Origin of the sequence: Ligilactobacillus equi DSM 15833 = JCM 10991 (genome assembly GCF_000615765.1) — a bacterium.
In the GTDB taxonomy this organism is placed as follows: Bacteria; Bacillota; Bacilli; order Lactobacillales; family Lactobacillaceae; genus Ligilactobacillus; species Ligilactobacillus equi.
Genome location: NZ_BAMI01000046.1, coordinates 1 through 15855 on the forward strand (window position 1 = coordinate 1; position 15855 = coordinate 15855).

13 protein-coding genes and 5 pseudogenes are annotated in these 15855 nt (G+C 38.4%); 8 read left to right on the plus strand and 10 right to left on the minus strand.

Features of this window, described 5'->3' with window-relative positions:
• The 3 genes and pseudogenes from JCM10991_RS08985 to JCM10991_RS09000 form a co-directional block, all read right to left on the minus strand.
• A pseudogene (locus JCM10991_RS08985) lies at positions 1 to 849 on the minus strand (helix-turn-helix domain-containing protein); the annotation flags it as partial.
• 43 nt (positions 850 to 892) lie between these two features.
• Positions 893 to 1229 (minus strand): annotated as a pseudogene (cadX, locus tag JCM10991_RS13500) (Cd(II)/Zn(II)-sensing metalloregulatory transcriptional regulator CadX).
• A gap of 11 nt (positions 1230 to 1240) precedes the next feature.
• Positions 1241 to 1855, minus strand: coding sequence for a CadD family cadmium resistance transporter (locus tag JCM10991_RS09000; protein WP_025021239.1), 615 nt, complete (start codon positions 1853 to 1855; stop codon positions 1241 to 1243).
• A 28-nt stretch (positions 1856 to 1883) separates the two neighbouring features.
• Here JCM10991_RS09000 and JCM10991_RS15835 point away from each other — a divergent pair, with 28 nt between their 5' ends.
• Positions 1884 to 2108, plus strand: a complete 225-nt coding sequence (locus tag JCM10991_RS15835; protein WP_081781987.1) for a FanG protein — start codon at positions 1884 to 1886, stop codon at positions 2106 to 2108.
• 183 nt (positions 2109 to 2291) lie between these two features.
• Here the strand turns inward: JCM10991_RS15835 and JCM10991_RS09010 are convergent, their stop codons facing one another.
• From JCM10991_RS09010 to JCM10991_RS15855, 5 genes and pseudogenes are all read right to left on the minus strand, one after another.
• Positions 2292 to 3170, minus strand: a complete 879-nt coding sequence (locus JCM10991_RS09010) for a LysR family transcriptional regulator (protein ID WP_025021240.1) — start codon at positions 3168 to 3170, stop codon at positions 2292 to 2294.
• 185 nt (positions 3171 to 3355) lie between these two features.
• Positions 3356 to 4237 carry an LPXTG cell wall anchor domain-containing protein gene (locus JCM10991_RS15840; protein WP_225349955.1) on the minus strand — a complete coding sequence of 294 codons (882 nt, stop codon included), beginning with the start codon at positions 4235 to 4237 and terminating at the stop codon, positions 3356 to 3358.
• Complete coding sequence (locus tag JCM10991_RS15845; protein ID WP_225349956.1) at positions 4222 to 6588, minus strand: Fn3-like domain-containing protein; 2367 nt, start codon at positions 6586 to 6588, stop codon at positions 4222 to 4224. Before JCM10991_RS15845 ends, JCM10991_RS15840 begins: the two co-directional genes overlap by 16 nt.
• Before the next feature lie 56 nt (positions 6589 to 6644).
• Positions 6645 to 7519 (minus strand): annotated as a pseudogene (locus JCM10991_RS15850) (S8 family serine peptidase).
• Between the two features lie 39 nt (positions 7520 to 7558).
• Entirely contained in the window at positions 7559 to 7891 is a 333-nt protein-coding gene (locus JCM10991_RS15855; RefSeq protein ID WP_225349957.1) for a KxYKxGKxW signal peptide domain-containing protein, read from the minus strand.
• A gap of 334 nt (positions 7892 to 8225) precedes the next feature.
• On the opposite strand from JCM10991_RS15855, the gene JCM10991_RS09020 reads away from it, so the two are divergent.
• Both JCM10991_RS09020 and JCM10991_RS09025 read left to right on the plus strand, forming a co-directional pair.
• Positions 8226 to 8666 (plus strand): YaiI/YqxD family protein, encoded by a 441-nt coding sequence (locus tag JCM10991_RS09020; RefSeq protein WP_023860238.1) that lies wholly within the window; start codon positions 8226 to 8228, stop codon positions 8664 to 8666.
• A gap of 16 nt (positions 8667 to 8682) precedes the next feature.
• Positions 8683 to 9234, plus strand: coding sequence for a cysteine hydrolase family protein (locus JCM10991_RS09025; RefSeq protein WP_025021241.1), 552 nt, complete (start codon positions 8683 to 8685; stop codon positions 9232 to 9234).
• A 110-nt stretch (positions 9235 to 9344) separates the two neighbouring features.
• Here the strand turns inward: JCM10991_RS09025 and JCM10991_RS13510 are convergent.
• Positions 9345 to 10476, minus strand: a pseudogene (locus JCM10991_RS13510) (MFS transporter).
• Between the two features lie 217 nt (positions 10477 to 10693).
• Between JCM10991_RS13510 and JCM10991_RS09035 the strand changes: the two are divergent.
• The 3 genes from JCM10991_RS09035 (at position 10694) to JCM10991_RS09045 (ending at position 12867) form a co-directional block, all read left to right on the plus strand.
• The gene (locus JCM10991_RS09035; RefSeq protein WP_025021242.1) at positions 10694 to 11602 is read left to right on the plus strand and encodes a DMT family transporter; all 909 of its coding nucleotides are present in this window, start codon (positions 10694 to 10696) and stop codon (positions 11600 to 11602) included.
• Positions 11603 to 11762: 160 nt separating this feature from the next.
• On the plus strand, positions 11763 to 12368 hold the full coding sequence (locus JCM10991_RS09040; RefSeq protein WP_023860234.1) for a nitroreductase family protein: 606 nt from the start codon (positions 11763 to 11765) through the stop codon (positions 12366 to 12368).
• Positions 12369 to 12435: 67 nt separating this feature from the next.
• Complete coding sequence (locus JCM10991_RS09045) at positions 12436 to 12867, plus strand: Rrf2 family transcriptional regulator (protein WP_025021243.1); 432 nt, start codon at positions 12436 to 12438, stop codon at positions 12865 to 12867.
• A 198-nt stretch (positions 12868 to 13065) separates the two neighbouring features.
• On the opposite strand, the pseudogene proC reads toward JCM10991_RS09045, so the two are convergent.
• A pseudogene (gene proC, locus JCM10991_RS13515) lies at positions 13066 to 13847 on the minus strand (pyrroline-5-carboxylate reductase).
• Between the two features lie 462 nt (positions 13848 to 14309).
• Between proC and JCM10991_RS14605 the strand changes: the two are divergent.
• Entirely contained in the window at positions 14310 to 15005 is a 696-nt protein-coding gene (locus JCM10991_RS14605) for a CPBP family intramembrane glutamic endopeptidase (protein WP_025021244.1), read from the plus strand.
• Between the two features lie 92 nt (positions 15006 to 15097).
• Complete coding sequence (locus JCM10991_RS09060) at positions 15098 to 15721, plus strand: MarC family protein (protein WP_025021245.1); 624 nt, start codon at positions 15098 to 15100, stop codon at positions 15719 to 15721.
• Positions 15722 to 15855 lie beyond the last annotated feature (134 nt).

Genomic DNA, 15855 nt, shown 5'->3' on the forward strand with positions numbered 1-15855 from the left:
CCTTGCTTTTTTTGAAATAACTAACGGAACGGATGTAAGGTAAGATTTTGGGATATTTTCTTTATACATTCGTTCTAGAATATCATCAACCAGGAATCCGATATTAAATAGTGGATTTTCTTTGAGTTTTTTTATTAGGTTAGGGATAATTTCTGTCGAAACATTATCATACCACCATTTATTGATGAGGGGATCAATGTTTTCTTGCCTAAATGTTGAGGGTATGCCATTTCTGTCTAATTCAAATAGGATACCACAGACATTAACTTCAAATGATTTAATTAAATTATCCCCTAACATCAACCAAATAATATCAAACATTTCTTCAAAATCAATGACAGTCAATTCATTGATAGTACTGGTTCTAAAACTTCTAGCGAGGTTATAACTTTTTTCACCAACAGTAATGTCGATGTCATCTTTCTTGTGAAAAGTATCCATTTCAGTTTCATCAGAAGCCAAAAAATTTTTTCTTTGAATATTGAAATTTGCGAATGTCTTGGAAAGTCTAAGACAGCTGGATTGTATTGAAATTAAGTTATCGTCCGAAAAAGAATACATTCTTTTATCTACAGTTTCTAAATCTCTAAATAAAATAGAGCTGAAGCAGTGGTAAAACATATTTTCAACAAACTTGGCAATATCTCCAAAAATAATTTCTTTATAGTCCGAGTCGGTTTGAGTATTCAAATAAAGCAATATTGAAGCGGTAACTTGTCACTTTCCCTTTTCAACTTGGCTAACTTGACCTACATTACCTAGGTCACTTTGCTTTAAATTATACTTTTTTCTTAAACACTTGATACGAGTAGGTATTTCTTGTGAGTAATTTTTATCAAAAAATTTCATAGATAAGCCCCCTATAAACATGGAAAAGCAGAAAAAATAGTTGTTATCCTAGTTGATTAAAAAAATCTCTGATTTCCTCATCTTTTATAAAATAATATATAATTTTCCCCTCTCTTCTAGTACCCAAAATGTTTTGATTGGCTAGTTTACGAAGATGGTGGAGGCAGATGCCGTACTGAGTTTTAGTAAACAGGTATATCGCAGACACAGAGTTCTTCAACAGCAAGGAGATAAAAGATGATATTTATCTGTTTATTATCGGTAAACTTTGATAAAATGCGAAGTGATTTTTGGACTTTTTCCTTTTCAAGGTAGTTCGTTGCGGTTGTAATATTTTGTTGATTTATAACATTCACTTGGCAGATACTATTTTTTTTCAAAATATTTTCTCCTAACCTAACACAGTCCATAGCATATCAAAACTGTTGTTTTCAATCAGGATATATATCCCCAATCCTAAATAAACAACGGCAATAAACCATCTGCTATATTTTTCTAAAGTTTCTCCAACAGAAGGGACTTGTGCCAATTTTTGGGCAGAAAAAACCAAGAGATAAATCATGACTAGAAAGGTAAGTAAAGCCACTATCAAATTCGCTAAATTTAAGGTAGTAAAATATGGGACAAAGACACCAATATTGTCAGCACCACAACTTGCAAAAGTAATCATAGCGACTAGAAAAATCAGGTTTTTATTATCTTTGCTCAACCCTTCTTTGGCAATAGCTTCTCCATCAGAATCTCCTAAAAGCAAAACTTTGAAGCCTAGGAAAATTGGAATCAAACCGAGCAAACCTAAAATCTCTTTACTAGGAATATAATCTAAGACAAATGCAAAAAGCAAACTTAGCAATATTAGACTAACAGAGCCTAGAAATTGTCCTAAATAGATGTTAATGATGTCTTTTCTGCTTTTTCTTTTGGTAAAAAATAACATTAGGATAATAAGTAAGTCTACGGCTGTCCCAGAATACAGGATTATTGAAGTAACAACATTTTGAATCATAAAACACCTCATTCAAATATATTTTTGAATATATTTTAATATTGAACTTTGTAGATGTCAACTTCAGCTCCACCAAAATATAAATAAGAAGTTAGTGTACCAAATATTAAAAAGCCCTGCCATCGAAATGATAGCAGGGCTTAACTTCAATATCCAAATGATATATTCATCTAAAAAAGGTAGAGTAAAAGGTAGAGTTCTTATTGATTTATATTGCAATGTAAGGAACTTCAAAAATTCAAAAATCGCTTAAAATAAATATTTTGACGTCTAATGACGTGTAGTGAACCCCTTGCTTAACCTCAGGTAGTGCTACATGCTTGATTTGGCTTGTCCATTAGCAATGGTCAAGAACGGGATGCAACGTTTGAAAGACGGCGTTGAAAAGTATTCTAAGTAAGGAAAGAAGCCCTGGGAAAAAACTTCCAAGGCTTCTTTAGTTTGCATTAAGCTGTGCTTTTAAATCTTCTAGAAATTTGGTACATAAGTTAGACATTACTGAATTCTTTTTCCAAATCAAGGTCATTGGATCCCAAATTTTAGGTGAAAGTGGTCTTGTTACAAAGTTAGGGTCTTTAAAGACAAATAAGTCTTTATAGCCAATCAAAACAGAATTAGTTTCATGAGCAAGAAGTGAAGAGTTATATAGTAAGTTAGATTTAGCGATGATTTGTAATTTATCAGCATCGTTACCCAGTTCAGTTTTAAATTTTTGCAAAAAATCACTTTGTTTGCTCATAACAATAGGGTAGTTAACTAAATCGTGTAAGGTGATTTCTTCCTTTTGGGCTAAAGGCAGACTTTGGTTAAAGTAGGCGACGAATTGATTTTTTTCAGGTAAAACTAGACTTTCAAAATTGCTAAGATCTCGATTTCCCATAATAATACCGAAATCATAGATGCCGTTGTCGATTTTTTCCTCGATTTGATCACTGTTTGCATCATCAATGTCAATTTGAGCATCAGGATATTTAATAGCAATTTCGCCCAACAACTTCATTACCTTATTTAATTGTGAGCTTTCACCAGCACCAATCCTCAAAACACCGGAAATAATTTTGTCTTTTTGCAAAGACTTTTTTGTCGCATCAGTTAAATTCAAAATATCCTGAGCACGATCACGTAAAAAATAACCTTCTTGCGTCAAAGAAACTTTGCGATGCTCGCGAACGAAGAGATTAACACCTAATTCATTTTCTAAATCTTTGATTTGCTTTGATAAAGCTGGTTGTGAAACATGCATTTTATCAGCAGCCTTAGTAAAATTACGTTCGTCACATACAGCTAAAAAGTATCTGAGTAATCTAAGTTCCATATTCATACCATAACCTTTGTTGTTAATGTATTTCACATCAATGAATTATAACCTATTCTACACCTTTAAGTGAAGTTAACAGTCTTGTTTATTTTAGAAAAGCAATAAAAAACGCTTCCCATATATTTATATACGAGAAACGTTTTTTTGAAATTTTCAGATTATGTCACTTTTTAAGCGTTGTATTAATCTTCCTTTTTACTTTTGCCGAAGCCGAAAAGTCCGCAAAGTGTAGCTAATGCGAGAGCTAATACACCTAAGGATGTTGTTGATGCTTGCTTTTCACCAGTTTGTGGTAAACTTGCTTGATGCTTAGCAGCAACAACTTTAGTAGCAACTTTTTGAGTTTGTGGCGCAGAAGTTACTTTTCCTTCAGTTTGTACCTCTGATTTATTATCTACTTCCGCTTTAGCATCTGTATTTGTAAGTTCTTGCTTTTGGACATCGACATTATTTTCTGAGGTAGTGTGTACTTCTGGGTCAGGAGTAACGGTTAAGTTTAAGACTAAGTTACCGTACTTATTGAATAAGCGGTATTGACCAGGAGTTAAGTCGGTGCCAGTAACGGCTTGTAAGTCTCCTTTGGCATCTTTGAGTTGGCTAGCTTCAGTTGCGTAGTCTAAAAGCGTTGTGGCAGCTTGCTTTTGCGTAACCACCTTAGTATCAGTTGTAGCTTGGGCTTGGTAGTGGACGTAGAATTTCTTTTCTACGGTGTTACCAACGACGTCAGTCACTTTCAAAGTGTAGACGTGAGTGGTTTCGTTTTGACCATCTGCACGCAAGTCAAAGGAGTGATTAAATTTGTGGGCAGGGTAAGGGTTAGTAACCGTAGTGCCGTCCGTGTGCGCTTCTGCCACAAAGTTAACACCAGAATTGTGGAATTCGCGGTATTCATTGTTACCATTAACGAAGAAGCGGTAACCATCAACGTTGTCATTGGCTGTTCCTGCTAAGGTAAAGTTAGGGTTGTTAGTGTAGATTTGGTAATTACCATCCGCATCTAATTGGTAACTTTGTGCATCTGCAAGGTCTAAACTTGGTAAGGCAGTGTCTAAGATAAGTTCCATAGTCCCGCGTGTCTGACCGGCAGCTGTTGTATAGATGTAGCGATTGGCCGTTGGGCAGTTGGAGCAACGTGGAAACTGAAGGTGAAGCTACCATCTGCTTGTAAAGCAACTTGGTTAGCTGGATCCGATTCATTTGAACTGTCACCTAGGATTGTCAAAGCGGTAACTTCAGGAGTAACTTTTCCTGTGACGGTAAAGACCTGGTTTTCAGGGTCATAAACGCCATCAGTAATGGCTTTAGTTCCAACCCAGTTGTAGTCGTTATCTGTCAAGTAATCAAAGTTAATTTCCGTGTTAGCAGGAGCTTTAGTTGTTAAATCAGTAACAGCGTGTCCTGGTAAGGTATCTGGGTTACCTAAAGTATCGGAGTCAGCTTTTTCTTGGACAAGGTCGGTTCCTAATTGACTAGCCTTTGTGAAAGCGGGTCCTGGGGCAGGGTAACTAGCATTAGCCATTACCCCAAGGTAGACTCCAGATGAAGGAGTTGTTTGTACGTCGTTGAAGTTTGGTCCGGTAACTTCTGTCCAACCAACTAAGACGGTGCGACGGGCGTCATGAATGTGGAAAGTGGCTAAGCCATCTTTTACTTCAGCTTCGTAAAGTTCACCTGAGAAGTAGTCTTGAGCGTAGGCTTTGACATTATCCCCGACGGTTACCGCTGCTTGGACAACGACGTCATCAGGGTTATTACCGATTACAGTATTTAACATTAGCCCAAAACTGTGCGGTTCCGTATTGGCTACTTGCCATGCAAAGGCAGCTTTAGGTGTTGAAGTCTTAAGAGTAGTTAAGACTTTTTGGCCAGCTTGGTCAGCTGTTAAAACGACTTGCTCTACATTAGTGGCGACTGGGAGTGCAAAGGTACCATCAGTTGCGACTTGAACTAGGGCACCTTTGTAGTAGAAGTCTTGGTTAGCAGAACCACGTAAAGTGTAAGTCTTATTAGTTGCGTTGTAGTCTGGAGAAGTTTGGTCAAAGGCCAGTCCGTTAGTTGCGTTCCAAAGGTTGACGCTATTAGTATTAACATCTGGGGAAACCAAAACTAAGGTTTGGCTAGTACCATTATCTGCTACATCGGTAACGGCAACGGAAAGAGCATTCTTAGCAGTTGTAAAAGCGGCTAAAGTTGCAGCATTTAAGACTGCTTGGAAATGACCGGCAGTCTTACCGTCATTTGTGAAGTGAGAGTCACCGTCCTTTAGTTTATAACCAAAAGCTTGGTTGTTAACTTTTACAATTGCGTAGGAGTAATCTGTGAAGCCAGCGCCTTGGTCTTGGTAATCGAAACTTAAAGTATGGGTAGTTTCGTCGTAAGCAAGGTTAGAAATTACCGGAGCGGTCGTATCAATAACAACAGGATAGTCGGCGCTTTGGACTTGCTTATCACCTTCGTTATAGAGGGTAGCGATGTAACGGTAAGTGTATTGACCATCAGGGGCAGTTTCCATTTGGCCAGTTTGGTCATTGTAAAGCTTACCATCCCAATCTAAGGTATCACGATTGTTACGCATTGAAACGGATAAGGTGATATCTTGATTATTGCCACTGTTGTAGAAGGATTTATCTAAACCTTGTTCATCAGCAACTGTCCGCACCACTTTACCATTGGCATCGAGAATTTGAATCTTGAGGTCTTTAAGATTTTGTTTGATAAAGGCGTATGGTTTAAGAATATCACTCGCACCGTTATTATTTGGTGAGAACGCAACCTTACCGTCTTGGTAAAGCTTGGCAACTTGTTGCCAGTTGTATTTACCGTCTAAGTTAACCAAAGCTTTTAGAGATTCTTGGTCAGCTACACCGCGAGGGAAGTTATTTTCGTTGACGAAGTAATTGCCTCCAAAAATAGTACCGTCTTGGTTAGCAGCTTTATCAAAGACGTCTTCAGTAGTCATGTCACCAAAATAAGCTAAGTAAGGTACGACTAATTGGGCTTGCCCATTTTGGTTAGTAAAGCGAAGCCAACCTTCAACTAATTGATTCTTTTTGAGACCCGTTAAGTTTAAGCTGTAAGTGAAGTTTGCGCTTTGCCCGGCCTTAACGGTAACGGTTTGTGGTCCATTAACGTGAGCGCCGGCAAGATATTCATCATAGAAGATACCGGATTTTTCATCACGTTTTTCAGTTAAGCCACCTCCAAAGTCATCAAAGGTATAAGTTTGATCTTGGTTAGAGAGGTTGGTGAAAGTTAGGGTGAAATTGGTCGATTCACCAACTTGTTTGAGTGAAAGAGAGCTAGTCCCATCGGCCGCAGTGATGTAAACTGGTGAGGCCGTAGCAGCGCCGACATCAATTTGTCCAGCCCCTTGACGCCGTGGTGAAACAGGCGTAGTGTATTTCACTTGTGTCATTGGGCGGGCCGTGTTCATTAAGAGGGCTTTGGTAGCTTGAACTAAGGCAAAACCAGTTAAGTCGGTAGCAGCTTTAAGCGTTGCATAACCAGAGCAGCCGCACCGGCATTGAAAGGACCGGCCATAGAAGTCCCACTCATGGTGTTGTAGCCGTTGTCGTTACCGGTAGAAACTACGCTAACACCGGGAGCAGAGAGGTCAGGTTTCAAAGTGAAGTCTGGCAAGGTCCCCAAGAAGAAAAGCTGGCCATGTCACTAGCGTCCCCAAGATCAGAGTTTTCCGCCGCAACGGTCAATGCATTAACAGAAGCCCCTGGATTAGCAACAGTACTTGATGAAAATGGTGAGAAGTTACCAGCAGGGCCACCTGGTCTATAAGGTAGGTCATCACCAGCTACACTGGCGCCATTCCCACTGTTAGAGGCAGAAATAGAAACAAAGACACCATGTTCAGTAGCATATTGGACGGCTTTTTGTTCGACATCGTTTAAGTTGTTGGCAGCCACCCCTTGACCCAAGGACATTTGGATAACGTTGGCACCGAGTTTAACAGCATCGTAAATTGCTTGAGCGATGTCGTCAGTGTTTTCATCGGCAAATTGGCCGTTGAAAACCCGCATCATCATCAATTGGGCTTCAGGTGCGACCCCAACAGCGTACTTGTCAGTGCCATTTGCTTGACCATTAGCTCCGATAATTCCTGAAACGTGTTGTCCGTGTTGGGAAGCATCGGGACCGTCGTCTTTAATCCAATCATTACTCCGACTTGCGTAGTTATAGACGAAGGGGAATTTTTCCGAAGCATAAGTCCCATAACCTAACTTGTTGATTTGAGCTTGGGCTTCTTCTTTAGAAATAGCAGGGTCTTTAGGAGCTTGAGCGAAGTCCTTGTGGTTGGTATCGGCTCCGGAGTCAATCACGGAGACGACCATCCTTGGCCTTGATAACCTTGATCCCAAGCAGCTTGGACGTTACCCTTGACGTGGTCTTTTTCTGTTGTTGCTGGTGTTTACGTCAGCAGAGGTAGCAACGTTTTCTGTTTGATTTGCAGTAGCAGTTTGAGTATTGGTTTGTACTTGGTTAGTTGTTTGTTCAGTATCAGCATTTTGGCTATTGGTAGTGACTTGATTATTAGTGGTTTGGGTCACTGTAACTTCATCGACGCTATCAGCTTGTGCTTGGGAAGCGGGGGCTGTAGCCAAGAGTACTAAGCCAGAAGTTGTAATGGCCGCCACTAACCAGCGGGATTTAGCCTTATAAAGCTTATAGTGGCGTTTTTCTTCAGTACAATAATTCTTTTTCATAAACTTCAACTCCTTGGAAAAGATAAATTTATTCTAATTTATAATTAATTTTTTTGCAAGGTTTAATTAATAAAAAATTAAAATAAAACTAGGGAAATAAAAGAATAAATTTAATAATCCGAAAGAAAATCTTGTATTTACAAGGGATTTACGACTGGGTTTTTAGAGAAAAAGATTGATATATAGGCTAGATTTAAAAGTGATAATATAATCTTTTTATAATTATAAGGTGGGAAGTTTAGGGAAAACTTTCAACTTTTGAGCAAATTTTAGCCTTTTTGAGCGCTAAAATGTTACACTGAAAAAGTAAACGTTTTAGTAAGGAGGGACTTTCGTGCAAATTTATGTTGACGCCGATGCCTGTCCGGTAGTTGGAATTGTCGAATATTTAGCGCGGGAAAATAATATAGATTGTACACTTTTATGTGATACTAATCATGTGATTACATCAGATTATAGTAAAGTCGAAGTGATTTCACCAGGACCGGATGCGGTGGATTTTGCCCTCATTAATCGTTGCCAAAAGGGAGATATTGTCGTAACTCAAGATTATGGGGTGGCGGCTTTAGCGCTATCGAAAGGAGCCCAGGCGATTCATCAAAGTGGGATGTTATACACCAATGATAATATTGATTCTTTATTGATGAGTCGCTACCAAGCCCAGAGAACCCGACGCGCACATTCTAAAACCCATTTACGAGGACCAGCTGTTCGTAGTGAAGCTGATGATTTAAAATTTTATCTAACTTTTGAAAAACTGCTGCAGGAAAATTAGGAAAGGAAATAGACAGATGACTAAAAGAGCACTACTGGTAATTGACTATACTAATGATTTCGTGGCAAGTGATGGTGCCTTAACCTGTGGGAAACCCGGGCAAGACATTCAAGCTGCGATTTTAAAACGGATGGAAGAATTTAATCAGGCAGGAGATTATGTTATTTTCCCCACGGACACACATTTTTTAAATGACAAATTTCATCCTGAAACTAAGCTTTTCCCCGCCCATAATATTGCGGGCACCCCAGGTCATGACCTTTATGACCAAGTTGGGGTATGGTTTAAAAATCACCAAAGCCAAGAAAATGTTTGGCAGTATGATAAAAATCGTTATTCAGCTTTTGTTAACACCAATTTAGATAATTTCTTACGCGAACGCGGAGTGACGGAAGTTTGGTTAACAGGGGTTTGTACCGATATTTGTGTCTTACATACAGCGGTCGACGCTTACAACCATAATTACCAAATTACAGTACCAAGTGATTGTGTGGCAACTTTTACTGAATATGGTCAAGCGTGGGGCTTACAACACTTTGAGAATTCTTTGGGAGCCACGATTTTGTAATAGAAGAATCAATGGTAAGTTATGTTAACTAAATAAGAAAAAATTTTGCTACTAGCGGAATCTAAGCCAGGTCAAAAAGGTCGCTTTCCAAAACATGGAAGGCGACCTTTTTAATGATGATCAATGGCACCATTTAATTTATGACGACTTGGTAAATAAATTAAAAACATGATTGGTAAAAGAATAAGCATTACCGGATAGAAATTAGCAGGGGAGAGTTGAGCATCGATAAAACCACCTAAAATAGGTCCCATAGCCATCCCAATATCTAAACCAAGATAAAAAGTTGAACTGGCTAACCCCTGTTCTCCCATTGGTGCCAAGAGTAGGGCAGTAGATTGTAGAACGGAATAGATAACACCGTAACCTATGGCCATGCCCGTAGCGCCAAGCGCCATTTGGAAATTATTTTTCATAACAGTAAGCATCAAAAGGTAAAAAGCTGTTGCGATAACACTAATGTAAAACCAGTATCGAAAGCGTACGGTGTCAAAATATTCTTTAAGTGCAATTCGGATAATTAAAAGTACAACGGCGTAAATTAAGAAATAGGAACCTACCGCAACATGCAGATTTCTTTCTTCAGTATAAACGACTAAGTTAGATTGGGTAGCAAAGTATGGTAAAGCAAACAGTGTGATTAAAAATGCTACTGGTAACGCGTCTTTTTGAATTAACTTAAATTTTTTCTTTTTGACGTGTTTGAGACTTTGCTTGGGGAACTGCATGATCGCTAACAAATAGGACCATCAACATCATTGCGACTGCAGCTCCACACCCAATAAGAATGGTGTGTTTATAACCAATCCGAGTGTAAAGGTTAATTGAAACAGCAGGTCCAACTGCCATGGCAAGGGCATTCATCAAGCCGTAAAATCCCATAGCTTGCCCCACATGGGCGCGGGGAACTAGAGTTGCTAACCAGGTAGTCATACAAACAGTACATAGAACAAAACCAGTTCCATTTAGGAGGCGGAATAAGAGCAATAGCTGGCTATTGGGGGTTAAAACATACCCGGCAATACCAATAAAAATAAAGATACCTCCAATTAAAGATAGGGCGTATTTAGAAAAACGGTCGGTTAGATTTCCCGCAATTGGTCGTAAAAACATCGAAGTTAAACTCATCATACCGACAATCATGCCTGCGAAGCTCTCTGTTGCGCCTAGACTTTGAGCATAACCATTAATAATAGTATTAATGAACATATTACTGAACATAAAGAAGAAAGAAGCAGCCATCACTAAAATGACATCTTTGGTGTAAAGGCGCTCTTTATCAGGTTTTTTGGTCAAGTTAGAACACTTCCTAATTTTTTATAATTGTAGTTCATTATATGCCTGATAAAGTTTGATGTCTAGGAATTTTGAAAATAAAAATATTTTTATTTACAGTTGGATTAAGAAGGGCTATGATAGTTATCTGTACAAGTAATATGAAAAGAAACGAGAAGAGCGTATGGAAAAGATTAAAGGAATTTTATTGACGTTATTAGGGGGGATTTGCTGGGGAATTTCCGGGACAACGGCGCAGTTTTTATTTGATAATTTGCATGTTGATACACAGTGGTTAACACCAGTACGGTTATTTTATTCAGGAGTGATTTTATTAATTTATTGTTTCTGGCATTATAAAACAGCTATTCTGACACCGCTCAAGCCCGGAAAAGACTTGGTAGTATTACTAATTTATGGTATTGGCGGTGTGGCGTTTAGTCAATATCTGTATTTTTTGTGTATTGCGCTGTCTACGGCTGGGGTGGGGGCAGTTTTGATGAATGTAGCACCAATTCCGGTTTTAATTGGTTCTTGTTTAGTTGCGAAACGTTGGCCATATTTATATGAAATTTTGGCAATTGTTATCGGAATTGCTGGAGTCTTCTTAATTGTAACCCACGGCAACTTTTCCAATTTTGCAGTTTCACCAGCAGCTTTATTAGCAGGGGTGGGAAGCGCGATGTGTGTAGCAATCTATAACCTTTTAGGTGGTCATTTGACTAACAAATACCCAGTATCACTAGTTCAAGGCTGGTCATTTTTATTGGGAGGTATCTTGATGTTTGGCATTTTCCAAGCCTGGGAAATATCTTACCATTTAAACTGGTCCTTGTTTTTGGGGTTGCTAGTGGTAATCTTAATTGGTAATATTGCCGCCTTCAATGCTTTTATGTCTGGTTTGGCAATCATCGGTCCGGCGAAAGGTATTTTATACGGTTTTAGTGAAGCAGTGGCAGCTTCTATCATCGGTTGGCTTTTCTTAGGTACTCATTTTACTGGCTGGGACTTTTTAGGTTTTGCCTTGGTTTTCTTAATGCTGGTTATCATTTCTTTACCAAATCTAGTTTATACTAAAAAAATAGGTCGTTAAATTCGATGTCGTCATTCTTGATATGACGGCATTTTTTAATAGTTTTTAAAACTTGTTACAAAAAAAGTTACAAATATTAGTTTACTTTTTGTAGGTAAAATGCTATATTGAATTCATAGAACAAGTAATAAAAAATATAACAACAAAGAGGTAACTAATTATGTCAAATAAATTTACTGAAATTCAAGCTAACCGTCGCACTATCTACGCTTTAGGTAAGAATGTTTCTCAGAGTAAGGCTGAAATAGCTGATTTGATTAAGGAAGCTGTTAAACTTTCACCCACGGCTTTCAACAGTCAAACAGTTCGTGCTGTGGTAACTTTTGGTGAAGCTTCTGATAAGGTTTGGGATATTGTCTTAGCCGAATTAAAGAAGGTGGCTGTGAGTGAAGAAGCTTTCGCCAAGACAACGGAAAAAATCAATACTTTCAAGGCCGGTTTTGGAACGGTGCTTTATTTCACCGAAACTGCAACTGTTGAACAATTAGAAAAAGACTTCCCATTATACGCAGATAACTTTGCTGATTGGGCTGAACAAGGTCTTGGAGGGGCGCAACAAGCTGTTTGGGAAGCCTTAACTGCTGCAGGCTTGGGGGCCTCCTTACAACACTATAACCCATTAATTGATGTTGAAATTGCTAAGGAATTTGATATTCCAGCAAGTTGGAAGTTACGCGCTCAAATGCCGTTTGGTTCGATCGAAGCTCCAGCCGGCGATAAAGAATATATGGCAGATGCTGACCGCTTTAAGGTTTTTGGTGCTTAATTATCTAAATAAGTCTACTTTTCTTATTTTGGGCGTGTTATAATGAGCGGGATATGAGGTGATGACTATGGCAAATAACCGTTTGAGCGATTTATTGCAAATTTTGGTTTACTTGGAAATCCACCATGGAGAGGTTATTACAAGTGAAAGACTAGCTTCTAGCCTCAATAGCAATCCCTCTTTAGTACGACAAATGATAGGACAACTACGTAAGGCGGAACTTCTCTGTTCAAGACGCGGAGTGGCAGGCGCGACGCTCACACGTAGTCCTGAAGAAATTACCGTTCATGATGTCTATAAGGCGATTAATTCTGGGGATACTTTACTCAAAGTTGATTATCGGACTTCTCAAGAATGCTCGGTAGGAATTGCCTTTCCCAACGTCTTGGAAAAGCACTACCAAAAAATCCAAATTGAAGCAGAAATCCAAATGAAACAGATAACAATCGCGCAGTTAGTTGCTGAAACTAAAGACGATATTGCTCAACATGTAGAGTAGATGATAGTTACTCTAAAGAGGCTAGAAAAAAGTCTCATAAATAAAAAGCCTTAGGAAATTACGTTCTAAAAACGTTGATTTCCTAAGGCTTTTTACTATTTGGTTATTTTAATGATGTTGGTCAACAAATAAAAGCCCTCAATGATTTTTAAAGCAAAGCCCCCCTTGATAGCTAAGGGGGACTTTAAGGTTATTAGATTAGTTTTTACCTAGTTTCTTAGTTTTTTTGAGGGCCTTGTTAATGGCGGAGATAATAGCGTAACGGAAACCATGCTTTTCTAAAGCGACTACTCCGGCAATAGTAGAGCCACCAGGTGAGGTTACTTCATCACGAAGTTGAGCGGGATGTTTTTTGGTTTGACTTACCATTTGAGCGGAGCCAGCAACGGTTTGGGCTGCAAGATTAAGTGCTACTTGACGGCTAAGTCCATTTTGTACTCCGGCATCCGCCAGGGCTTCAATAAATTGGTAAACAAAAGCTGGTCCACACCCCGCGATAGCAGTAGCTGCATCCATTAAGCTTTCTGGGGTAAAGGTTACTTGCCCCGCATAAACCATTAAATCTTCGAAGAGCGGACTAGCTTGCCCATCTAAGGTAGTATAAGTCGTCATCCCTTGCCCGATTTCTACGGGGGTATTAGGCATCATCCGAATGATTGGCTTATTTGGTAGCATTTCTGTTAAATCAGCTAAGTTTACGCCTGCAGCCATAGAAATGATGGTCTGGTCGGCGGGAGTAGCTTGACCTTTTAAATCATCTAAAAGGGAGCTTAATTGATGAGGTTTAACTCCCAGAAAAACTACCTGTGCCTGAGTCATAATTTCCTTATTACTAAGAAGTTGCCCTCCGATTTGTTGTTGGAGAGCATGAGCTTTTGTGGGGTTATAATTAGATAACAATAAGTTGGTATCATCACTTGATTGACTGCTTTGGCTACGGCGCCTCCCATATTTCCAAGTCCGATAAATCCGATATTCATTGACATCATCGCTCACTTTCTATCATGTTAAATCTATTATAGCAAAACTAAACCTCGAAAAGTTAACTTAATTTATTTATCCTTGTGCGTATGCTTAAGCAAAATGCCAAGTAAGACAATTACTAAGACTGCAAGGATAATTACAGCACCGACTAAAACCCAGTTAGTTTTAGCAACATTTTTGGTACCGCTAGCTTTTTGATAGTTGGTGACATCGTGATGATTAACTTGTAGATTATAAGTGCGATTGATTTTTTGGTAGGGTTTACCGTTACCGTCAACTTATAATGACCTGGCTGATAAGTTTTAAGGGGCCAAGGAATACTTTGATACCATTGACCAACCGGTGCAAAGGGAGTTCCTGAGTTTTGGGGGTCAATTTTTTTGGTATATAGTTATTGCAATATAATATTGTACGTAAGATGTTTTCCTGATATTATCAAGTTACGAGGTGAAATATTAATGGAATTTAGTAAACGTTTAGACCGTCAATTTTTCTGGGCGGTCTTAGTCAATGTTATTGGGACACTTTTAGCAGTTACGCTAGCACGTAAATTAGCAGGTAATAATGGTTATCTTTATGCCTTAATCGGTTCGCTTTGGTTTATTGCCCTATTTACATACGAAGTCACTAAATATAAAACTTATTTGCAAAAACAGTGGCGAGAATTTAAGCAGCATATCTGGTTAAACCTTTTGTTATCGTTTATAACGGTGGTTATTGTCATGCTAGTAGTTGTTGTGGCACGAAAATTTTTCAATCAATTTTTACCTGCCCATCCGCTAAAGGAGATCATGCCACCTATTGCCACGTTATCTGGAATTTTAGCTAATTGCTATACTGGATTGGTGAGTGTAATGATTGCAGTTTTTGAAGAGATTGCTTTTCGTCACGATATGCTCTACAAATATAAAGATAGTCGTGGTTTGTTTTGTATTTTATTTGTGGTAACTAATCTTTTATTTGCAATGTCTCACTATTATAATTTTGGGGGAAGCTTTCTAGCTACAGGACCTTATGCCTTAGCGGGGATGATTTTTACACTTTTGTATATGTGGCGGAAAAATATTTGGCTTCCAATTTTAGCCCATTTCTTGTTTAATGCTCAAAGTTTGATTGGGGCGGTTGCACTTTTGATTTTTAAATTGATGGCCTAAATTTCTAGTCCTTGGATGTAAGTCTAAGGGCTTTTTAGGCTTGTGATAACTTTAGAAAAGGCTTACAATTAAGGTGAAGGGGGTGGATTAAGATGAGAGATTTAGCGAGTATTCCAGTGGTTTTGATGGCTTTTTTTGCTATTTTGAACCCAATTGGGAATTTACCAGTTTTTATTTCTTTAACTGCAAGTGATGAGGATAAAGTTAGCCATGCAGTGGCACGTAAAGCCTTGACTATTGCAACAATTATTGTCATTTTATTTACCTTTGGTGGTAAAGAAATCTTTACTTTATTTGGAATTGATTTAGCTGCTCTTCGCAGTATCGGAGGAATTATTATTGCTATTATTGGTTATGACATGTTAAAGGGAAAATCATCCAGTCTTCAACACAATGTGGACCCCAAACATCCTAATTTAGAACAAGAAATGTCGGTGGCGATTACACCTTTGGCGATGCCTATTTTAGCGGGGCCGGGAACGATTGCTACGGCAATGAATTTAGCCAACCGTTATAATCCTTTAATTGTGGTGTTTTCTTTTATTTTATTGGCTTTGTTGACGTACTTTTTATTTGTTTATGGAGAAATAATTGTTAAGAAGTTAGGTGAAAATATGTTGGCTGTAATCACTCGCTTGATGGGCTTAATTTTAGCGGTAATTGGGACGGATATGTTATTTGCAGGGCTCAAAGCAGCTTTCAAAATTTTAAATTAAAATTTTGACTAGATTTCCGCGGAAATCTAGTCTTTTTTTGTTTTAGGCACTGTTTTTGTTGAAATAGTGGGCTTAATAAAGGTCTAAAACTGTTTTGAATTTAAAAACTTTATAAAATCAACCTTTTTAGGCTG